The sequence below is a fragment of the Paenibacillus sp. SYP-B3998 genome (assembly GCF_010820665.1).
Classification (GTDB): domain Bacteria; phylum Bacillota; class Bacilli; order Paenibacillales; family NBRC-103111; genus Paenibacillus_E.
The window spans coordinates 332,714-355,841 of the sequence record NZ_JAAIKC010000001.1; the positions used below are offsets into that span (position 1 = coordinate 332,714).

General features: G+C 44.0%; 11 protein-coding genes. 7 read left to right on the forward strand and 4 right to left on the reverse strand.

Translation table 11 applies throughout. The features are described from left to right. The first annotated feature begins 283 nt into the window (after window positions 1–283). Window positions 284–559, forward strand: a complete 276-nt coding sequence (locus GK047_RS01545; protein ID WP_205516208.1) for a hypothetical protein — start codon at window positions 284–286, stop codon at window positions 557–559. Window positions 560–833: 274 nt separating this feature from the next. Here the strand turns inward: GK047_RS01545 and GK047_RS01550 are convergent, their stop codons facing one another. The 4 genes from GK047_RS01550 to istA form a co-directional block, all read right to left on the reverse strand. Then, window positions 834–1,478, reverse strand: coding sequence for a methyltransferase family protein (locus GK047_RS01550; RefSeq protein WP_044877869.1), 645 nt, complete (start codon window positions 1,476–1,478; stop codon window positions 834–836). 22 nt (window positions 1,479–1,500) lie between these two features. Then, entirely contained in the window at window positions 1,501–2,298 is a 798-nt protein-coding gene (locus GK047_RS01555; RefSeq protein WP_044877870.1) for a MerR family transcriptional regulator, read from the reverse strand. Window positions 2,299–2,725: 427 nt separating this feature from the next. Further along, the gene (istB, locus tag GK047_RS01560; RefSeq protein ID WP_163940414.1) at window positions 2,726–3,505 is read right to left on the reverse strand and encodes an IS21-like element helper ATPase IstB; all 780 of its coding nucleotides are present in this window, start codon (window positions 3,503–3,505) and stop codon (window positions 2,726–2,728) included. Further along, on the reverse strand, window positions 3,502–5,091 hold the full coding sequence (gene istA, locus GK047_RS01565; protein WP_163940416.1) for an IS21 family transposase: 1,590 nt from the start codon (window positions 5,089–5,091) through the stop codon (window positions 3,502–3,504). Before istA ends, istB begins: the two co-directional genes overlap by 4 nt. A 513-nt stretch (window positions 5,092–5,604) precedes the next feature. Between istA and GK047_RS01570 the strand changes: the two genes are divergently transcribed. The 6 genes from GK047_RS01570 (at window position 5,605) to GK047_RS01595 (ending at window position 23,125) form a co-directional block, all read left to right on the forward strand. After that, window positions 5,605–6,345 carry a helix-turn-helix domain-containing protein gene (locus tag GK047_RS01570; protein WP_163940418.1) on the forward strand — a complete coding sequence of 247 codons (741 nt, stop codon included), beginning with the start codon at window positions 5,605–5,607 and terminating at the stop codon, window positions 6,343–6,345. A 421-nt stretch (window positions 6,346–6,766) separates the two neighbouring features. Further along, window positions 6,767–11,032 (forward strand): LamG domain-containing protein, encoded by a 4,266-nt coding sequence (locus tag GK047_RS01575; protein ID WP_163940420.1) that lies wholly within the window; start codon window positions 6,767–6,769, stop codon window positions 11,030–11,032. 49 nt (window positions 11,033–11,081) lie between these two features. Beyond that, a complete protein-coding gene (locus GK047_RS01580) occupies window positions 11,082–12,620 on the forward strand; it encodes an S-layer homology domain-containing protein (protein ID WP_163940422.1) in 1,539 nt (512 codons plus the stop codon). A 188-nt stretch (window positions 12,621–12,808) separates the two neighbouring features. Next, window positions 12,809–15,928, forward strand: coding sequence for a hybrid sensor histidine kinase/response regulator (locus GK047_RS01585; protein WP_346010269.1), 3,120 nt, complete (start codon window positions 12,809–12,811; stop codon window positions 15,926–15,928). Next, entirely contained in the window at window positions 15,921–17,033 is a 1,113-nt protein-coding gene (locus GK047_RS01590) for a response regulator (protein ID WP_163940424.1), read from the forward strand. The genes GK047_RS01585 and GK047_RS01590 overlap by 8 nt, the downstream gene beginning before the upstream one ends. A 317-nt stretch (window positions 17,034–17,350) precedes the next feature. Continuing rightward, window positions 17,351–23,125: an Ig-like domain repeat protein gene (locus tag GK047_RS01595; protein ID WP_163940426.1), complete on the forward strand. Its 5,775-nt coding sequence runs from the start codon at window positions 17,351–17,353 to the stop codon at window positions 23,123–23,125. Window positions 23,126–23,128 lie beyond the last annotated feature (3 nt).

The following is a 23,128-nucleotide window of genomic DNA, read 5'->3' on the forward strand; positions in this document are numbered from 1 at the left end:
CGGCTATTTTTTGCTGAGGATCAGCATACTGTATTGGTGGAGCATGATGTGGATGTCGTAACGGAACTAAAGAAAAATACCAAGATTCCGGAACACTGTTCCCCTGAAGGCAAGCCAGAATGTCCGTAAGGGCACGCTCTTCATTGGGATGGATTTGAGAAAGAGAGCTACATATTATTGCTACACATTATGGTTTGTCGACGATCAAGATAAATGTAATTCCTGCCCGCTGCAAGGTCGCTGTGATCAATAATTCGGATATTCGTTCGTCGATAAAACCTTCTTGTACGGCCCCGTTCTGCAAGGCAGTGAGTTGCAGGAACGAATGATGCGCTACCGAAAACAGGTGGAGGTTGATTTTGCCCAAGAGTCCAACCAACAGGATTCTGTCATGCGACAAAAAAAAATTGCCCGTACGCCAAACGACGAGAGTACAGTCCTTCCTGATCATGAGGGACATGCTCCGGCTCATCCAGCGTATGATTGGTCATATACGGAAAACAATACTGCCAGTCAATCATATGGAGCAAATTCACAAATTGCGGGACCAGCAAATTGAGCAGTTGTCACTGCCGTTCGCCTCGTAGTAACTACTGCAACCCCAAAAAGCTCAACAAGGAAGACGAGATATGTCTGTCCAAATATAGACAGAGACATGGATTTTCTAGATTCGTAAGAATCCAAAATCCATGTTGCTTTCATTTCCATTTTAGGAAACACGTCTGACTGGTTTGTAACCGCAATCTCATGAACATAAAAGGTTTTAAACAGACTCTATAAGATCCAAAAAGATCTTATATTTTGAGAAAGCTTGGATTGTCTATTGTGATGGCTCACCAGATAAACGGAATTAATTTTTTTGTTTTCTTTTTGTATGCTGTAAATTGCTCTCCATATTTGTTTTGTAAATAATCATCTGATTTTGGAATATAGCCAAAAACAAATACTAAGAATATACCTAGAGGAATAAGCAAACTATAAATATTATTAGATATGAGTGCTAAACCTAGTACCCAAAGGCAATCTCCAAGATAATTAATATGAATCGCATATTTAAACAACCCGCCTGAATACAACTTTCCTTTATTAGCAGGATTGTCTTTAAAAGGTTTTCTAAGCAATTCTGAAACAGTGTTTAACATACTGCCTACAAAAAACAATACCCAACCTAGAATAAGTAAAGTCAAGTTAGGCTCCTGATTACCGACTATCATTAAAATGGGGAAGCCTAAATAATAAATTCCAAAAGCTGCACTGTTCATGATGGCTTCTTGCCAACTAATGCCCCTAGGTAGCCAGATAAACATCATAGCTGTTAATCTTAATGTTGTAATAATTAAAGCGATAAAAAGCCCGATTGAAATGGCTGATTTTTCATAAGCAATGAAAAGTAAATAATATGCAATGATTAAATATATAATTTCGGCAAAAAAAATCAAGATTTTTTCTTTTATAGTTGATGTGTTTATACCATACATGGTGATATGCTCCTTCGTGTATTTATTTTATTGGGAAATATATTTCTATGATAGTATTTTCCTCCTGTGTTGTATGAGGGTCCGTTTGATAAACTTCAAAAGGAGCACCACTCAGTTTATAATGATTTTCTTCAATCCATGCATGTAACTTTGTATGAATAGAAGGTAATTCATCATAAGAACCAATTAACGTTGCCATTGCACAAAGACCAGGGTTAAACACTTTTGTTTCATTTGTGGTTTCTACAATGGGGATCGCAATTTCTACGTCATAATTTTCTGGTACATATTCTGCACTATGAAAAATAGCAAGCGGATTAGCCGCAGGTCTTAATTTTTTAAAAACTACTTTGCTAAACAATTCATTAAAGTGCATTAAGAAGTCAGAAATATTAATTTGTTTTCTCTGAGATAAAATATTTAATTTTAAGTGATCGACAAGTTTGATGTCAATCTGGTTTAAATAACCCATGATGGTTTTCTCTTCTTTTAATAGTTGAATATCAAGCTCCAATTTCTTTAATAGAGATGAATAACAAGTTATCTGTTGCGTTAGATTTTCTTGTTTGGCCTTCATTTTAGCTTGAAAAAGATCGGCATCCTGCCAATTAGTAAAAATAACCTTGATTTCTTCGAGAGTAAATAAATAGTTTTTTAAGCGTGTAATCAATAATGCTGTTTCCAATTGTGAGACATTATAGTAACGATATCCGCTTGTAGCGTCTGTGCAAGCAGGCTTTAGAAGACCAATTTCATCATAGTAGCGAAGCGTTTTTAGAGTGAGATGTGATATTTTAGAGAACTCACCAATTGAAAGCATAACAATCACCTCCTGTTGTGTAGTACTTTAAATATAAAGGTTCCTGTAAGGGTAAGGTCAATCAATACAGATAAATTTTCTTTAATTATTTATAATTTACGTCATACATACAATATTGAATCTGTCTTCCAAATTAACAAGGTTTTTAAATGTTCCAATAATATAGACCAAGAATAGCCTCCACTTTGTTTAATTAGATTATGTAGACACAGCACGAAGATTCACAGCACATCAATTTCTGATATTTTTCACTCACACTGCCCTTGGAGTGTGGGAAACGAAAATGGCCGTCAGACTAAGTTTCCAACTTTTTCTAAATGGTAAATTCTAGTGGTTCCAGACTTTAACTTTTTCGTCCTTATCACTTATCGAGGCAAATCCAGTTAAATCAACAAAAATGGTTCCCCACTTTTATATCACCTAACATTTAATTTAATTGCTGAGTTTGCAGCCACTCCTTCGTTTCCTTTAACCGGTACGAATTTCCGTTCATATTCACAAGGTAGGATTGGTGGGTCAAACGGTCTATCATCGCAGCGGTCATGACTGGATCACGGAAAATTTCACCCCAACGCTCAAAAGATAAGTTCGTCGTGATGATCGTAGATTTTCGGCCTGCACGAAGGGACAGATGGGTAAATAACAACTCGGAGCCCTCCTTGTCAAAAGAGATATAGCCCATTTCATCGGCAATGACCAGGTCATACTTTTCGAACCGGTTCTGGAAGGCCCGCAGCGTTTGCTGGGAGCGGCATTCCTTGATCTGGTTAATGAGCAAAGGGACGGTGGTAAACCACACTTTATACCCTTCTTGGCAAGCCCTCAGGCCCAACCCGATCCCAATATGGCTTTTCCCGGTCCCGGGATTTCCGGACAAAATGACGTTTCGCCCTTCTGCGATGAAGGTTAAGGACTGGAGGTGCTTTAGCTTTTTCTGGGCATCCTCAGGCAAATCCTTCAGGGACAGGTCCTCCAAATATTTCTTGTGGGTAAATTGGGCGAGGCGAATGCGGCTGGTACGCGCGGCCTCCACCCGGGCATCACACTCTTTCTGTAACAAGAGTGCCAAAAATTCCTCATAGCACAGGTCCAGTTGGTTCGCTTCTTGTACGTGCGTTTCCAAATGCTGGGCCATCATGGGCAGCCTCAATTCCTTGCTGTAGGCGGCCACTTTTTCCATCCACGCTTTGCGTGACAGTTGGCTCATGCAACGGCCTCCTTGGGCGGTACAGGCTGGGTTTGGAACAGTTCGTCATACAGGCGTAGATGTTGCTGGGCATGCGCCTCAATGTCTTGGGACTCTTGTGAGGACAAGGCTTGTGGCGGCAGGACTTCCCGTGCCCTGGCACACAACGCCTTAATTTTATCGGTAGTTACGTGGCTCGGATGGATCCGGCACAGCTCTGCCACACTATGCTCCACCTCCACGAGGGTAACTCCATCTGCCATCATTTGCAGGAGCTCTACAAAATCTTTCTCCCGTCTGGTATAATAGGTTTCATAGATGTTTTTCCATTTTGTTTGTGCCTGCTGCAGTGCCGTGCTACCGGCCAATGCACCAGGTTTTTTCTTTAGGGTTTCGAGGTAATGGCTAAGCTCCAAACGCCATTCGTGGCACCCCACAAGCCGGGCATGTTCTGCGACTTGCCTACCGTCATGGAAGCATTGGATCCGGCCTGAATAGACCTTGATCGCTAATTGGCCGACGAAATGATCCGGTACGGAGTAATGGTTCTGGTCAACAATGACGGTTGCATACTTATCCACACGGGCGAAAAAGCTGCGTGACGCATCGAATAGGGGCATCTTCGGCAACAGGCAAGAACGTTCTTCTTCCAGGCAGGCTTCTGCGCTTTTCCCTTCGCGGCTATCCTGGGGTTTACCATTTAGCTTCCCACAGACCGCAAGCAAGTAAGCGTTCGCTTCCTCCAAGGTATCAAATGTATCCCGAACCGAGAAGGCTTTACGGCGGGCCACTTCCACCGTGCGTTCTACGTGCCCTTTTTCATTTCCACTGCGGACATTACAGAACCGGAACTGGAATCCGTAATAAATAGAAAGCTGCAAAAGCGCTTCCGTCGGTTCTTTCTCTGCCCCTATAAAGCTTTTGACGGCGACTTTCATGTTGTCATAGACCAGGGTTTGGTGCACGCCACCTACATGCTCGAAGAACCGGGCATGGGCTTCCTGGAAGCATTCTGTCTTTTGTTTAGTGAACAAGCAGGCATACCGGTAGTTGCCATAGGCGGTTGTGAAGGCAGCCATTTGGAACGTGCGAAGAGTGCCGCCAATGGTTAATTTAACCTCTCCCCAGTCGAATTCACACACGTCCCCAAGCTCGTAGGATGCTTTAATAAACGCTTCTTTAGGCTGCTGTTCCAGGCTGCGGACCACACGGAGTACCGTACTGTAGCTGATGTCCATCCCTTCTGCTTCCATCGCTTCAAAGATATCCACAGGCTTTTTCTGCTGCTTGCGTTGCCCCTTATTCCGTTTCTCTTCATTTTCATCCAAATGCTCTTGGATCTTTTGCTCCATGGATTCGGTTAGCTTTCGCTTAGGACGGTTGCCTACTTGGTATTTCGGTGCTGCCGTTAACGATTCAATTAACGCTTCGATTTCAACGGAAGAACTCCCCTCCGCCAAAAGCTGCCGCCTTCTTTCTTCATATTTTTTAATGTGCTTGCCTACCGTTTCCCGGTTCATTCCCACTGATCTTGCAATGGCTCTGCAGGACATTCCCTCCTGCGTGTGCTTCATGATGATCTGCTGCATGATGTTCATTTGGATCATTCTCTCCTACCCCCAACCTGTCTCTGATCTACAGGTTGGTTTATCGGTTGTGGCTGGTTTTTCAATGACTCCGCTGGCCTACTTTTAAGTTAACAGATACAATGATGGTGAAGTTGTCAATTCTTTAAACAAGGTATCTCCAGAATATTGGAAAGGAAATATAGGATTACTCGATGATCTTTTGGAAACTCTTAATAGAACAAATACATCAAAGAAAGAAAAGTTGCTTACTTTTAATGACGAAATTGAAGAAGATGAGTATTATTCTATGCTAGAATCCACAATAAGATATTTACAAGAAATGAGAAATGAGAAATGAGAAATAAGAAATAAGATATAAGATATAATGATCTACCGCCTTGCAACCATCGCTTGGCGGTTTTTTTGTCCGCCGCTGTATCGCTACATTAATTTTTAGAATAATATCTGGAAAATAGTTATTGCGTAAATTACGCAATGGTGTTATATTCTTAACGAAGTGCGTAATTTACGCATAACGACTGGAGGATAGTCATGACAGGATTTGAGTTTATCGCGAAGGCATTTAAAGCATCATATACCGATATTGCCAAGAGACTTAATATGACCCCTTCGGCTATAGCAGATTGGGCAAGTGGCAGAAGACCGATTCCCAAGGATAAGCTTCCTCTGGTATCCAAGTTGTTCAGAATTGATGAAGAATACTTTAAGAAAAAAGAGTTGACTGAAGTAGAGAAAATTAAAATCGAGATTAATTATCTGGAAAGATTATCAAAACGAGATACAGAGCAAATTCCCGATACTTACACAGACGATGAAGGCAATCAGCATGAGACTTATTTTTGGTACAATCCGCATGAAGGAGAACTGCGTTACAAGTATGAGGAGTTAGCATATGAAGAATTAGTTTTACGGATAAAACGAATCCTTACGCATGATTTTGCTTTGGATATGGAATATCAACGTACCAGAAATCATTTTCACGTTGTTAAAGAGCTTACAGAATTACTAGATCAAGACGATGGCACAGTTGGGATTATGGAATTTGAGGATATCTCAAAGGAAGAAGCACAACGCAGAAGAAATCTCGCTGATAGGGTGAATTCGATAAGTAGAATGTTGTATTTCTTAAATGGTGGAAAGTTACATGCGTTTGGAAAAATAGATGAGTTTGATGAGGAATTATTCAAGTTACTTCGTAAATTCAAGATTATCGATACGAAGTTACCTAAAAAATTGAAAGAACTTGATGACCCCTTTGATCATCGCTTATGAATATTTTGCTAATAGATTAGCATTACAATCATAAAGATTGAAAAGATTAAATGGTTGTATGACGCACAGACAGTAGTATTTATACCATGGCCCCAACCGCCTTGCGAATATCGCAGGGTGGTTTTTTTGCAAAGGAGTGGCGTTAAAGCCACATTTATACGCTTTAGATACTAGGAGCCTTGCGTTCAGTTTACCTTCTTCACAGATAGGCGTATTACAAGAATTACAAACGAGGGCACCTTCAATGGGTGTCCAAATACAACAGAGGGAATGTGTAAGTATAACCCATAATTCGACATCATTCTGGGATTTATCACCAATTTGGAGAAGATACCACTTTTTAGGTATGGAAGCATATGGGATTACACCCTAAAATCACAAGTGAGCCACAATTACTTTTATTTAGAAAAGGAATGATTCGATGTATTTAAAATTAGGGGAACACGGTTATGTTGAGTGCGGAGGTCGGCCAGAACTAAGCTTTGAGGGGTTTCGCAACTACACTTTCGCTGCTTGGATCAGAATGAATGAACATGGACAAGGTGGAACATTATGGGCTAAGTCGGACAGTGTGTCTGATGTCGAATACCTCGTATATATTGACGGAAACACTCGCAAGGTAAATGCCTATCGCAATGTAGAGGACTGGGTGGCTGTCAGTGAAACCATTTTGCAACCCAACCAATGGTATCATATTGCGACTACCTATGAGGCACCGATCAGCGGCCCTTGGCCTCAACGTTTTCCGAGCCGTCTGTACATTAACGGCGTGCTTGAGGGAGAGATGTATTCTACGTCGATCCCTGGATATAAACATTCACCATTCATGATCGGCGCAGGGTACAACGCCAATGGTCAACATGCAAGCTTCGGAGGAGATATACGCGAGCTGCGCGTTTGGGACGCGGCATTAACGAAAGAAGAAATTCGGCAGGAGATGGAATCATCCGTACCCATACATCAAGGCATTGTTAGTTGGTTTAACTTTCAGAAAGCGACCGGTCCGCAAGAGGCAGGCGTGCATTTAGGCGGTGGCGCTTCGCTTTTCGATGACAGCCCCATGATTACACTGTCCAATCAATCTCAAATTACGCAGCACTATTGGACCTCATTCTATGAACCGTTAACCGAGGCGGAATCGAATCAAATCGTTGGAGAAATTGAACCGGATGGCAGCCTTGCATTTTACACAAGCTTATCCAACCCGATTCAACCTGAAGCAAATGGACTAACCTTCCGTATTCGCGAGGAAAGCAATGGCACGGGTTGGATGGAAGAAAATTTACATATTCCAGCTATTTCAACAAAGTTGTATTATAGCAAAAATAGCGGATCAGAAGGACATGAACTTGTAACACTCGGTCAGACTACTAATAACCTACGCGAGTTAGCAGTATGGAGCGTACATCATCAAGAGGGTACCGTGTCCAAGCGGGTGTCTACGCTGATTAACAGTAAGTTCGAGCAATTATACTCGCATACGCACGAAGGCTCGCATCAAACGATCGTTTACCTATATGCTGAACAACTTCGTAGACTTATAGGGTATGACATGGAAAGCATGCGATATTTTGAAATGATTTTGAATGAAGAATTGGGCTCTTTCATTGAACGCCAAGAACCTGAGTATTATGTGGAACCTAAACAAGGAATATCACCAGATTTTTATTATCTATCTAAGCAAGGCCGCTTGTATGCAATTCTTGAGCTTAACAACGCTCCGGATATTATATTGGATCAAGCCCAGATCCTGCTTCCGTGTCAAGGAATTCGGAGTGGTGCTGTAATCGAAGATTATGAGCAAAATATTCATATGTTCATGATCGACTCAAACGGACAGCTACAGTACGGTAAAGGTAAATTCGAGCAATTTATGCATCACCCGGATCAAACTAGTTGGACGCCGCTCTTTGATCGAACGTTTAAGAGCGTACAGGGGGCTATCGTAGATAAAAGAATCGAGCTCTTTTTAACAACAGAGACTGATGAACTACAGTACGCATCGTATGACTTTGCAGAGTGGGAACTTCCTGCTTACGTAGGAGTCCCTTGCAGTTCATTAATTGTTTGCCCTTCTTGGAACGGGGAAACGAACTTGCTAGCATTGAAAGAAAAGGAAATCCACCGAGTCCGTCGCAATCGCAACACAGGATACTGGAGCTCAGACAGAATCCGTCTTGAAGCGAAGGTAAAAGCGGCGCAGGAGTTTCTGTCGTACTCCACGCAGATTTTCGTTGTTGATCAGGATGACAATCCTTTGGCAAATGAAATGATCGAAATCGAGGCAGAAAAAGATACGCTCCTGCTGGTTAACCAAAAAAGGCATCTGTTGCGATCAGGTGGGAAATTGACAGTGCCAACGTTGATGGACGGTACCATCTCGATCATCCTGCAAGCGGAATCGTTATATACATTCGCTCTTAAAGCAAGACCTGTTCGTAGACCCGAAGTAGAGATGGTTATTGACCCGCATCAGGATATAAAACGTAGATTATCGGCTCTAACAACGGATGATCTGATGCAAGCAAAGGAAAACGGCGTGTATCTTGTTCCTGATCAATACCGAAATACGGAGGCGTTGCAGCAGGTCGTTCAAGGTGTACAAAATTGTATCACAATCGCTAATCAGCCTCCATCAGCCAATATCGCTTCTAATACTAGACTGCATGGAGAAATTCAAAGCTTAGAGAACTCCTTTCCCTTTGTTGTGTTTGATTTTACAAATATGACTTCAAACGAATTCTCCAACATCCCGCTAGCGACGAGAAACGAGACAAACCTGCTCGGCGGGTTCTGGGATTGGATTTGGAGTGCTGGGCAATTTGTTGCAAGTGTTGTGAAAAAGGCAGTACAAGTTACCAAAATGATCGTCGAGAAAGTTGTCGATGCCGTAAAAGCCACCTTCACGGCTATTGTTGATGGCATCAAAAGAAGCATTCAAGTCGTCTTTGAGCACGTTGGGCAAGTGGTTGATGCCATTGCAGGAATATTCAATACGATTGGCGTGAAAGCCAAGCAATTGATCCAATACGTCGCTGACAAAATCGGTTGGAGTGATATTATAAAGGCAAAGGATACGTATAAAAGTTACTTGACTGGCTATTTCGATTCCATGGGTACCATGATCGAAGTTTTTCAAGACAAGGCGGATTATTTATGGAAGACGCTGGATGACTATCGCGCAGAGGGCTTCCGCAAATTGAAGGAACAACCCTATTATGCAAATACGAATAAGCTCAAAGAAGAGCAATCTAAATACAAGTTAATTCAAAGAGACAATCGCTTCGCGCTCATAATGAATCCACTTATGGGGATGTTGGGCACAAATAATGAACAAATAAACCCGAATGAGCGATGGAATGATGTGAACAGTGACTTGCAGGCGGATACATTAAGTGACTCCGGTGCAACCATCTTGGATAAATTGAAATCTTCCATTAAAGAGATCAAGGAGGATTCAAGCTTTGAGGATTTGAAGTCGAGAGTTTCCCAAATTGCTTCCAATCCCTCTCGCCTGTATACAGAAGGTGTCTCCTTACTTGTGGACATAACTGACCTCATTTTATCGGCAACAGTGAAAGGCGCTAAGGTTGCCACGAATGTGCTATTCGATGTGCTGAGAGATATTGTCGGCGCATTGGCTGATGTCCTGAAGATGGAGCTGCAAATTCCAGTAGTATCTGATCTGTATGAGTTTATAACCGGCTCAAAGCTTACCTTGATCGATCTATTATCGCTTGTGATGGCAATCTGTTTGAACATTTTCGACGGACTTTTCAATATTTCCGTGAATTACGACAAGATGTTCCAATTGAGAGATAAATTCACCAAATCATACTTCTCTAATGGCGTTCGCGGCATTCAGTCTGTGAATACAACCCAGGTGGATCCCATAGAAGAACTCGATCAGGATCTCATCCAAATCAATAAGTATATGCAAGTCGGTGGATTCGCATGGATTACAATTTCAGACACGGTGAGTCTCCTCTCAAGCATGGTCAAGGTGGGAAGGATTAATAAATTCTCGAAGAAACCGATGGATACCTCGAAGTATCCGAACTGGAATAACATGACACAATCTGAGAGAACGAAGGCCAAATTAAAACAGATCAGCGAAGATATGAATCAAGATAGTACGATGGGCGCATTTGATTTTTTAAATTTGTTTTTTAGCTTTGCCCCGCTCCTTCGTACAGCACTGATTCCGCCAGTATGGTTCAGCGAGTTTGGTAAAGAGTGGCGCAGAGGCTGGGCTAATGCTGCGGGCATTTGCATCTGGGGGTTGCAAACCATATTTGCTCTCGGGTCTGTCCTATGTGGTTCAATCTGGATTATTGTGTCCAAAGCGATGAAATACTTTAACGTCAATCTACGGGGTGGTTTGCGTGCATTCACTGATAAGATCAGTCCTTATGTAGTGATATTTTTCCAGGTTTTAACGACGCTATCGAGTTTGAGCTTTGCGATAATTTCCTGCTGTGCCCCAAAGGATAGCAATAACAATCCGAATGGGGTCGCAATTGCGAACAATTTCGTCATTTTCGCGAGCTATGGCTTCGGTACAACGGCGACGATACTCGGACTATCAAAGTCCAATATTTATGTAGCTGCTGCGGCAGCCGCTTGCACGGGTCTCATGGTTCTGTCGGATGGAACATCGCTCGGGTTGACAGCAGCACAACTATAAGCCTATTTGATGTCGTAATTTCATTCAGACGCGAATTGATAAAACGATCATGGGCGAAGCTGTCGTAGATCAGGTTATTGATCGGAGCAAAGTGACGGGGGAGCGGGTTTCCCGTATCGTCATGGATCATCTCCCGGGCGATATTCCCGATGAGCTAGCCGTAGAACTTACTCCAGGCAGTGTTTCAACGCTGGCTAATGCCAATATGTCCCTTCAGGTTGAAAGTGAAACAGCGGTATTAACTTTAAATCAGTCTGTTTTAGAACGAATGAGACAACAAACGATGGATTTGTATTTCCGAATTGTACCTATTCGAAATGAGCAAAAACGCCAGGTTATCGCCAATCAAGTTATGCGAGAACCCCTTGTCGGACAAGCTGCCGGAGCAGGAAGCATCTCGATTGTCGGCATCCCTCAGACGATCGAAACAAATTATAGCAACTTTAGAACAAAGCTGCTCATTCCTTTCAACGGCATTGTTCCACAGTCGAATCAAAGTGCTTTTCTGAACGTGCTGCGTGTATTTATTGAGCATAGCGACGGAGAGAAGGAGCTTACAGCCGGCAAGATCGTTTATCAATCAGGTCAGCCATATGGCATTGAAATTGAAGTTGATAAGTTCAGCACCTTCACATTAGTACAGCTCGATAGGGTGTCCAGCTCAGAGTCAGACAACTCCAGCTCTAATCCAACGCCGGCTACTAAGCCAGCCGACGAGAAATCTACTACAGCTTCGGTTACGGATGGGAATCGAATTGTCATCGAGCATAATGGCTCAAATGAAGGCATAGCGAACAAAAATTTTGACGTAGAAATCAATGGCAAGACGGTAGAAATTATTGGGATCACTTTGGAAAAAGGGAAAATTATACTCGTTCTGGGTCAATCTGTTCGACCAGGGGATCATATTACTGTCATGTACGCGGGTGATAGCACTGGCGAAAGCGACGCTCGCAAAAAGCTTTTTCATTTGACAGTTACAAATAAGAGCGAGCATCGCGGTTATGTTTATGGGTATCCCGATGGCACGTTCAAACCAGAAAGATCAATTATTCGTGCCGAGATGGCTGCTCTGCTGTCCCGTGTGTATGAGGGGAAATCTAGTGAAACGTCGTCTTCCTATGCGGATTTGACCGAAGACTACTGGGCTTATAAAGATATTATGGATGTAGGGCGCACAGGACTGATGAAAGGGATGCCGGACGGCCCTTTCCAGCAGGAAAGGGCGATTACAAGGGCTGAAATGGCTTCGATCATTACTGTATGGGCGGGATTGGAAAAGCCAGCTTCTGCGCAAACAGCGGATATTCGAGGACATTGGGGCGAGGCTATTATTGCTCAAGTCATGGCGGCAGGATTAATGGATGGTTACCCGGATGGGACGTTCCAGCCAGACCGCGAATTAACAAGAGCAGAAGCTGTTGCTATTCTGAATCGCCTACTGACAAGGGGCCCTCTGTATGGCATAACGAATCCTACTTGGTCCGACGTTCTTCAGAAGCATTGGGCTTTTGGGCACATTGAAGAAGCATCTACGAATCATTTCTTTGAGCGTCGAGCTGAAGGTGGAGAAAGGAAGATGAATTAATCTTCTAAATTAAGAGAAAAAGCATGCTTGAACAGTGAGTCACTGTTGAGCATGCTTTTTCTTTTGTCTCAATTATTTTGGAAACGAGGAAATGCAATCCGAAACCAAGATGAGGTCTTGTGAGTTTTTTGCGAGTGTGAAATGATAGAATGAATGGTGTCGAATTTTGAAGGTAGGGGTGCTTAATCGTGAAGAGTTTTCGCAAACTCATCGGAATCAGTTTGATCTTTTCATTCTCTATCTTGTTATTCATAGGCATTTATTCTCAGACCATACCTAATCGGGACATGCAACCTGCGAAGCGGGGGGTGCTTGATTTAACAAGCTGGGATTTCCGTGAGATGGGATTGGTCAGTCTGGATGGCGAGTGGGAGTTCTACGAAGGTAAGCTGCTGAGTCCAGCTGATTTTCCTCAAGGAACGCGCGCTGATGCGTCGTATTTATCTGTACCTGGAACCTGGAAAGGGAAATCCAAGGATGGGGGAATGAGCAAAAAAGGCTTCGGGACCTATCGACTCAAGGTGCTTGTGCATGCTACGGACGATATATATGGCATGAAATTGAGAAGTATTCGAATGTCTCATCGGTTATACATTGATGGAAAGCTAGAGGGGATGAGCGGGCGCCCTGCAGCAGATAAGGAAGCGCATGTACCGGGGAATACACCGTATAGCACTTTTTTTCATACAGATGCCAAAGAAATTGAGATCATTATTCAAGTGTCAAACTTTGTGTTTGTAAACGGCGGTATTGTTAACTCCATCCAATTCGGCTGGCATGAAGATATTACGAAGTTGAACAGCATACTCATCGGAAGCGATATTGCGGCTATATTTATTCTGATTATCTTCGGGGCCTATCATCTCAGTCTTTATTTTCTGCGTAAAAGAGAGAAAACCTATTTGCTCAGCGGTGCGTACATGTTGTCCCTTTCATTGATCCATTTACTGTTTGGCGAGAAGATTTTTCAGAGACTGCTGCCAGACGTTCCTTTTGATTTTGCCTACAAGGCGCTGGATGTGAGTGAGTTTTCGAGTGCGGTCTTAAGTATTTTGTTTTTCTGCTCTATCGACACTCGGCTTATCTCACAGAAAAGGAAGGGATGGTTATTATCTCCGCTTGTGCTTTACATAGCCTTAATAATCGTGCTGCCTTATTCCGTGTACAATGAGTTTAGAAGTGTATTCTTCATTTATTTAGGGCTTGCTCCCATTTATATTCTAGGTAGAATGATCTATTTGTACGGCCGAACACAGCGAGGCTCGTCCAAACGAAAAGAGCTCCTGTTGTTTATTGTTTCGAACATTTCATTGCTGGTTTATCTCGTGGATGGGACTTTGTATTCAGAAAATCTGGTCGCTACAGATCTGACAGGTAAAGTCGGCATTGTTTGTTTCATTGCCTTGATGAATATTTTGCTAGCGGTTCGGTTTACGAATGCTTATGAGCAGACTGAAATTTTGATGCAGCAACTGACGGTTTCCAATCAGCTGAAGGACGAATTCTTAAAGCACACTTCACATGAAATCAAGACTCCGTTGCATGGGATTATGAACATAACGTCCTATTTACTTGATGACGATGAACATAATCTTTCTTCCAAGCAAAAGCAAAATCTTTGGCTGATCAAGGATACGTCTGTCAAGCTTTCGATGTTGATGCACGATTTGATCGATGTCACCCGCTTGAAGCATGGTGAACTGCATTTGCAATTAACGATTGTAGATGTAAAAGTACTGACGCAGATTGTATTCGACGTTTTGCAATTTGAACTTTTAGGTAAATCGGTCCGCCTGGTCAATCAGATCCCCGCGAATATATGTGTGCATGCAGATGAAAATCGGTTGCGCCAAGTTATGTACAATCTTGTGCATAATGCTATCAAACATACGGATCAAGGTACAATCCGCGTGAGTTCAACTATCGCTGATGGGGAGGTATACATCTCCGTAGAGGATACGGGAATTGGTATTTCCGAAGAAAAGTATTCGAAGGTTTTTGAGTATTTTGAGCAGCTTGATCAAGTTCTTCCGAATGATGGCTATACGAGGATGGGAGTAGGCTTGTTTATAAGTCGTAAGCTTGTCGAGCGTATGGATGGAGAGATTTGGATCGATTGGTCAGAGGTTGGGCAGGGAACACGCATGACTTTTTCGCTGCCAAGCGTAGAGGAGCATTTACTTACACAGCAGGCTCCCACCCATATCCATACCGATCCGCAGCTGCAAAGGATTTTTGAAGATCCTTACTCCCTCGATATACTTGAACAGCATGCGTATACGATACTGATTGTGGATGATGAGGCTTCGAACATTCATACACTACTAAACATATTGAAGCGGCATCGGTATAATGTGATTGCAGCATTCTCGGCTAATGAAGCAATGGTCAAAATAAAAGAACATCCACAAATTGACCTTGTCATTTTGGATGTGATGATGCCTGGCATTTCAGGCATCGAGCTCTGCCGCCTGCTGCGCATCCAATATTCGATTCTCGATTTGCCCATCTTGTTCGCTACGGCCAAGGATACTTCGCAAGACATCACACTCGGCTTTAGGGCTGGCGCGAATGATTATTTGACCAAACCCTTTGAAGCGGAGACGCTGATAGCTAGAATTCAGACGCTAATAGCAATGAAAAACTCGATTAAAGAGGCAATTCGTAATGAATTAGCGTTTCATCAAGCCCAGATTAAGCCGCATTTTCTATATAATGCGCTGAGCAGCGTCATCTCCTTCTGTTATACGGACGGAGAAAAAGCAGCCTATTTATTATCTAAATTGAGCCAGTATTTACGTTACATTCTAGATATGGATCGCAATCATCTGTTCGTACCCCTTCATCGTGAGTTAGAACTGATTGAAGCGTATGTCGAGATCGAGAAGGCACGCTTCGGGGAGCGATTCGACTTTTTTTGTCACGTTGATAAAAGTGTACAGCATACAGCCATTCCTTCTTTGTGTATCCAGCCGTTTGTTGAGAATGCAATTCGCCATGGACTGTTCGAAAAGGAAGGCTACGGTGAGGTTACGCTGACTATTCAGGAAGGGGATCGTTACATCCAAGTCACGGTTGCTGACAATGGCGTTGGGATTCCTGATGATCTTCTTTATCAGATTGCCAGTGGTGAGCGAGGAATGGGTGGCATTGGCATCTCAAATATCCACAGGCGTCTAGATTCGATCCCAGGGGCTACAATGAATGTCAGCTCAGAGATGGGGCGTGGAACGAAGGTAACGATGTATTTGCCTTTGGCTAGTCCTGATCATGAAAGCATCGATGAAAGGAGGGGGAAAGTTGTTTAACGTTGTTATTGTGGAAGACGAAAAACCGATTCTTGAATTAATGAAAGTCATTATCGGGCGGAATCCGCACTGCGTGATTATTGGCGCCTTTACTAACCCCCTTGAAGCGCTAGCCAGCTTGGCTGAGCTTCAACCTGATATTGCCTTCCTTGATGTGGAGATGCCTAAGATGAATGGGCTTGAGCTCGCGCTCAAGATCAATGAAATCTCGGAGCAGACACGAATTATTTTTACAACGGCTCACAGAAATTATGCTTTGAATGCCTTTGAGGTATATGCCTTTGACTATATTCTGAAGCCAGTAACGCCAACTGCTATTGAGCGAGTTACGAATCGTTTGATCAAGCTGGTTAACCGAACCGCTGTGGTAGAGCAGCAGGCTCAACAACCTTCGATTCGGTGCTTCGGAGGCTTCGAGGTTTGGAATATGGAAGGCGCGCTTGTGCGATGGCCAACACGTAAGACGGAGGAGCTGTTTGCTTATTTCCTCTGTCATCCAGGTCAAGATATAAATAAATGGCATTTGGCCGATATTTTATGGCCGGATATGCTTGAAGATCGGGCCTCACATAATTTGCACAATACCATTTATCGATTAAAGAAGATTATGAAGGAGCAAGAAATCGGCATGGATATTATCAAAACGAATGAGGGGTATATGTTGGATACTTCGAATGCGATGTATGATCTGTTGGAATTCCAAAAAAGTGACTTGGCGCTAGGGGAAGGCATGCAGGACACAGCAAAAACGGAACAGGTCTGTTCCTTGTATAGCGGCCCTCTTTTGGAACGGAAAGATTATTTATGGAAGGCTAAGCTGGAGGAAGGGTACTATAAACAGTATACATCGCTTGTTCGCAATCTGATTCAACGAGATATGGATGGAAAAGAATGGAGTAAGGCTGAACAGAAGCTGGACGTTTACTTGTCTATGTACCCCTTAAATGAAGAGATGCACCAATTGTTAATGGACATCTATGCGAGCAGCGGGAAAAGAGAACGAATCGCAAAGCATTTTGCCCGTTTCGAAGCCCTATATCTCAGGGAACTGGGGATGGAGCCGTCGAAGGAAATGAGAAGCAAAGTAGCCGCTTATTTGGAATAAGGGTAGGAAGCGGAGCGACAATTGTAGGGCAGGGAGAAGAGAAGCTCCTTGCTCTTTTTACTTCTGTAGATTGTAGAATGGTCAGCAGCAAAAGGAAAAAGTTGTTCGTGCAGCTGAAATACATAGGAAATTAGACTCGGATCCGGCATGGATTCCGATTTTTTGTCGTTTTTGTGAGAATCTTGTGAGTGACATGTAGTAATATACCTAAATAATGTTCAATATATCGCTGGGTTGGTGGTGAATTGGGTAAATAGACCTATGAATGAGGTACTATATCAAAAAATGATAGACGGACTTGTGAGAGGAGAAGCGAGATGAGACAGAAGCGGATGAGAAGAAAGAAAGATAGGTTGAAAAAAAAATATTCGCTGTTAGTTGCTATGCTGGCAGTGCTAGGCATGCAAACGACTTTAGCTAGTAAGGCTGAGGCTAAGCCTGCTTGGGCAGATGATAACTTTCTTCAGTATGTTAATTACAGCAGCAAGTTCTCAGAGTACGATGGCTATGATGAATCAAATTTACAGGCAAACAAAAGCTATAAACCTAAATTTCCTAATGATCTTCAATTAAGAGCCAAAATTGCAGACGATGAAGACGATGATGGGTTCGCTCTTGGCGGTGTCATCGGTCCATCCGATCTACCCGCTGAAATGGTGGATTCTGCCAAGATGGGGCAGTTGGAATATAGAATCGACACGGTAGCAAGAATCGATAATAATGACACCATGATTGTTGTAGCTAACGGAGAGAAATATGCTAGATCCAAGAATAGCGAGGATGGAGGGTTAGCAGTACCCTACCCAATAACATCAGGATGGAACGCATTTAAACCAGGCGAGAACGTGCTTCAATTCGTGCTTGACGATGTAAGAACGCCACTCAGCTATTTTGAGAGTATCAAACTGTCTTTGGTGGATAGCGTAGGGCCTGGCTTGCAATATATTGCCTTGCCGAATGCTGGTGACGGTAAGTTCCATCTTGGCGAATCGATCGATATCGTCCTTCACTTCGATGAGGCTGTGACGATTGACACCTCCTTCGAGCTGCCGATGAATACAGGCAAGAAGGCGATTTATTACGCGGGCAATGGTTCCAAAGAAATCACGTTCCGTTATACCGTTGTAGCCGACGATATGACGCGCACCGATGTAGGTAAGATGCCCTACAATCAGGGGAAATACCTCGGTATAGGCGTTAGGACCAAAAATGAATGGGAGCTCCCTCAAGGCGGAGACGATAAGATCGGTGGTACCCTTCCATCTAACGTGAAAGATCCGTCAGACAATCAGATGCTTGGTAGCACAGATGCAAATCCTTACAACTGGAAAAGTAAATATGACACTGCTTATAACTACACAGGGGGCTCCAGTTACTATAACCAACTAGACAGCAGCAAGCTGCAGGTTGACGGTATTGTGCCGATTATTAACGATGCTGAGGTCACAACTTCAACAGGAACGAAATATTTGAAAGCAGGAGACAAGCTCACGATCAAGCTGACGTTGGATGATGTCGTCGTCGGCACCGCGGGTTACATTGCGTTCAACAATGGCAAGGAAGCTGTTTATAAATCGGGCAGCGGCTCCAAAGTAGTTACCTATGAATATGTTGTTCAGCCTGAAGACGAGGGTAACAACCTAGCCTATAAGGACTTTGTCAAAAATTTAGGGATTACAGACGACTTTGGAAACACGCCAATCGTACAGAATGGCTACAACCCTCCTCTTTCGTTAGCGGGTGAAGCGATCTGCGTCGATGCAAAGCTGCCGACCGTAGAGTTTATTCCCGATACCGCAGGAACGTATGAGCGTCAGCATACAGTAAAGCTGAATGTCATTGAGAAAGGTTCAGGTCTTGAGGGAGATGTGCTTAAGTACGCATGGGTTCAGTCCCCAGAAGAGAAGACCGTCACATGGGTAACTTATGGCATAATGGATGGTAAAATTCCATCAGTTTCCAAAGATAAGGTCAATGGAAACTGGTATGTAACCGTCTTGATGTCGGATAAGGCTGGGAATATCAATCGGGTTACGAGTCCAGTGATTCGTTTTGATAATATCATACCGGGTATTTCTTTGCGGCGTGATGGCAGCGATAAGTATGAAGGCACGCTTACGCCACAAGTGAATGTGACCGATGCGCATGCCGGTCCTGACGATACAAGGCTGGAGTATCAGTGGCTGTATCATGATGATGAAATCAGCGAATCGTCCTGGCTTCCGTTTCTCAATGGCCAACCCGTACAGACGCCGAAATTCCCAGAACACGGAAGGTATACCTTGCAGGTACGTTCATTTGACCGCGCGGGGAATAAGGCAGAGATGACTTCCCAACCGTATTACCTGGATACGAAACCACCGGAGATCACGATTACGCCGGATGGCAATATGACGCAGCAAAAGACGCAAAAAGCCCAGCTTCACATTCTCGACGCGAACAGTACCCTGAAGCCGATATCTTATTACTGGAGCCAAGATGCCGACACGAAGGAGCCCAAATGGAAGGATCTTGGGGGACAAATTGAGGTGTCAACGGATGTCGAGAGCCAGCCGATGGAAGGCGTGTGGTTCCTGCACGTTCGCGCAGCAGATATTTGGAACAATGAGAGTATTCAGAGTAGAGCCTTTTACGTTGACAACACGCCGCCTAAGGTAGCGTTCGAATACGCGCCTTCTCTCACGGAATCGGTTAAGGAAGCTAAAGTAAGCGTGAAAGCAACCGATGTGAATACGATCTCCGCGCTTTCTTATCAGTGGACGAACACAGGGACGAAACCTAGTTCATCCGACGCTGGCTGGGCTAGCTTGAACAATGGCGACACGTTGACGAAGGACAAGGCTGATGGCGATTGGTATGTTCATATCAAAGCGATAGATTCCTTTGGCAACGAGAGCATCACCACATCTCGCGTGTTTAAGTTAAGCAATGCAGCACCGAAGATCTCCGATTTTCAAATTGAACTGCCGAGTCATACGAATGTGTCTGAGGTGAAGGTTCATATTAGTACTGCATCCAAGGAGCCATATACCTATCATATTGAGGATCATAACCATAATGAGATCCGAAGCGGCGCAGTAGCGGGTGGTGCAGCTGATTTCACGCTTGATGTGCCGACCGTGGAGGGAACCTATGATTATTTTTTCAGTTTTGAAAATGAGGTTCATAACCACAGCGAGAAACTGACGAAGTCGATCGTGTATGATAGGACGTTATCAGTTGCTGATGCGGTGTATAGCGAAACGGCGGCAACCCGCCACCCTGTGACAGTTAGTCTCGTGAACTTAAGCGATAATGCAACACCTGTGAATGAGATCAAGACACCTAACGGCAGCAGCCATGTCTTTGCGGAAAATGGCAGTTACACATTCACAGTGGTCGATCTGGCAGGAAATGAGCGGCAGATTCCTGTTCATGTGGGGAACATTGACACTGTTCTACCGAATATCCGAATCGTTCCTGTCTGGGGACTTCAGCCGAGCCAGACTGTCAGCGCTACCGTCTATGGCACTGACAATATGACAGCCTTGACGGACATTAGCGTTTCGTACCAGTGGACGAATACGCAAAGGACGCCTGAGGCGTCAGATAGCAGTTGGAAATCTGCCGTCAACGAATCTGTGATTTCAGGGACAGATCTAGCAAACGGCGAGTGGTATCTGCATGTGAAAGCGGTCGATCAGGCCGGTAATACAGCCATCCAAACGAGCGAGAGGCTGCTTGTCGATCGTGTGGCACCCTCAGCTTCCGTTACGTACTCGATGTTAGAGCCGACGGCAAATACGATAACTGCTCATCTTGTATTTGACGAACCGGGTATTCGTGTGCTGAATACGCCACAGGGTATCCCGTACCATGAGTTTACAGAGAATGGCTCTTTCACCTTTAGGTATGAGGACGAAGCTGGCAATCAAGGTGCCACAGAGGCAGTGGTAAATCACATCAATCCGATGCTGCCAAGGGCGAAAATCGTGTTCTCGACCAACGAGGTAACGAAAGATGATGTGACAGTTACCGTTGCCACGTACGACAATCGTTACATTTTGACTGATTTCGTGTTCGATGCGGATATGGGCGAACATCTGGTAAGCTCCAAATTGGACGGTCAATCTGTGACAGAATCCGTTTATAAAATTTCTCATAACGGGAATATCGCATTTGTAATTAAAGATACGCTCGGAGCAAATGCTGATCAGCCTGTCAAAGTTCCAGTGTGGAACATCGACAAAAAGGCGCCAGTTGCGATCCTACGGTATAGCTTATCCAACATGACAAGAAATAGCGTGAGCGCTAGCTTGGTGCTTGAAGATGAGTCACCGACCGTTATTCTTAATAATGGCGGCAATAATACCGTCCTGTTCAAGGAAAATGACTCCTTTACTTTCGAGTTTCAAGATATCGCAGGTAATCGTTCCACAATGACGGCTCAGGTTACTAACATTGATAATGAAATTCCAACAGCAACTGTCACATACAATACGACGGAGATGACGAATAAGCCGGTAACAGCTACCATTCTTCCCGTAGATAACAGCGGGGCACCTGTAACGATCATGAATAATGGAGGTCAAGCAAGCTATGCGTTTACGGAGAATGGCAAGTTTACCTTCATCGTGCGAGATCGCGTAGGCAACGAAAGCACAATTCCTGTCGAGGTTGCGAATATTGAGAAATCGAAACCGACAGGCAGTGTGGCTTACAGCGTCAAAGCGCTGACGAATCAGGATGTGATCGCTACGTTAACGGCGGTTGACGATAGTGGCGAACCTGTAGCGATCACAAGCGAAGGCGGCCCTACGCATACGTTTAAGTCAAATGGCGTATTTACTTTTACGTTCAAAGATAAAGCAGGTAATGAAGGAACCGTTGTCGCGGGCGTGAATTGGATCGACAAAACTCCGCCTCGCGGGTATATCGTGGCGTCGGAAAGTAAACCAACACAGAACGATGTCACTTTAACGCTGAATCTGCCTGATGGCGGAAACATTCTGAATAACGACGGCAAGCCTACGATCGTGGCCCATGAGAATGGCGACTATACGTTTAAGGTTGCTGACAGCCTAGGCAACTCGGTGGATATGACGTATCAAGTGAGCAACATCGACCGTAAAGCTCCGATTGGACAAATCGTTTACACCACAGACCGGCCGACGAATAAAGATGTTATTGCAACGGTGATGGCTGGTGAAAGCTTTAAAGTGCTGAACAATAGCGGAAGCAAGCAGGTTGTGTTTAAAGAGAACGGCGAATTTATTTTCAACCTTGAAGACGAAGCAGGCAACAGGTCATCGGTAAAAGCGACGGTGAATCAGATTGATCGGACAGCTCCAACTGTCACTGTTAAATACAACATGACGCAGCTTACGAATCAAAATGTTACAGCTGCCGTATACGGTGAAGAAGGCGAGAAGCTGATCGCTATTAATAATGATGAGAAGACGAGTATGGTGTTTAAACAGAACGGTTCCTTTACTTTCATCGTCGAAGATGAAGCAGGAAATCGGGTACGTGTAGGCGCGAAAGTTCAAAACATTGATAAAACAGCGCCTCTAATCAAATTTGTTAATCCATTTATGGTGTTTCAGCCTGGCGAGAGAATCGACCTGAAGGATTATGAAGCGTATGACGATCATGATGGCGCCCTAGCTGCCGATGCTGTCAAATTTACGCCAACGGAGTTGGATGCCTCCAAGGGTGGCAACTACGAGGTCACGTACAGTGCGACGGATCAGGCGGGTAACGTTGCCGAGGCGAAGCGTCCTATCAAAGTATTGTCTCCCAAAGACTTCCTTGTCCTTGTGAATGGTCGGTTCGAGCCTAGCGCTCAATACATGGTTGAAGGCAGTCAGGTCACGTTCAAGGTGGTTAACTTCGTTGAGCAATACAAAGCTGCTTATAAAACCGGGGGCGGGATTCTGAAAAGCGGCGATTTCAAGCTAAGCTCGGAGGTTCTAGAAAATGGCGCTCATGGAGAGCCCGTTGCTAAAGAAATTGTGTATCAGGCTAAGCAGTCTGGCTGGCACACTTTTTATTTCCAGGATTTAAATCGAAGAACCGTTGTCATCAACATTTTCTTCCTTGGAAGCGAATAAGAA

What these genes read in the sequence shown, in the direction of transcription:
- GK047_RS01550 (WP_044877869.1), bottom strand. Translation starts at nt 1,478, where the DNA reads ATGTATGGTATAAACACATCAACTATAAAAGAAAAAATCTTGATTTTT.
- GK047_RS01555 (WP_044877870.1), bottom strand. Translation starts at nt 2,298, where the DNA reads ATGCTTTCAATTGGTGAGTTCTCTAAAATATCACATCTCACTCTAAAA.
- istB (WP_163940414.1), bottom strand. Translation starts at nt 3,505, where the DNA reads ATGAGCCAACTGTCACGCAAAGCGTGGATGGAAAAAGTGGCCGCCTAC.
- istA (WP_163940416.1), bottom strand. Translation starts at nt 5,091, where the DNA reads ATGATCCAAATGAACATCATGCAGCAGATCATCATGAAGCACACGCAG.
- GK047_RS01570 (WP_163940418.1), top strand. Translation starts at nt 5,605, where the DNA reads ATGACAGGATTTGAGTTTATCGCGAAGGCATTTAAAGCATCATATACC.
- GK047_RS01575 (WP_163940420.1), top strand. Translation starts at nt 6,767, where the DNA reads ATGTATTTAAAATTAGGGGAACACGGTTATGTTGAGTGCGGAGGTCGG.
- GK047_RS01580 (WP_163940422.1), top strand. Translation starts at nt 11,082, where the DNA reads ATGGGCGAAGCTGTCGTAGATCAGGTTATTGATCGGAGCAAAGTGACG.
- GK047_RS01595 (WP_163940426.1), top strand. Translation starts at nt 17,351, where the DNA reads ATGAGACAGAAGCGGATGAGAAGAAAGAAAGATAGGTTGAAAAAAAAA.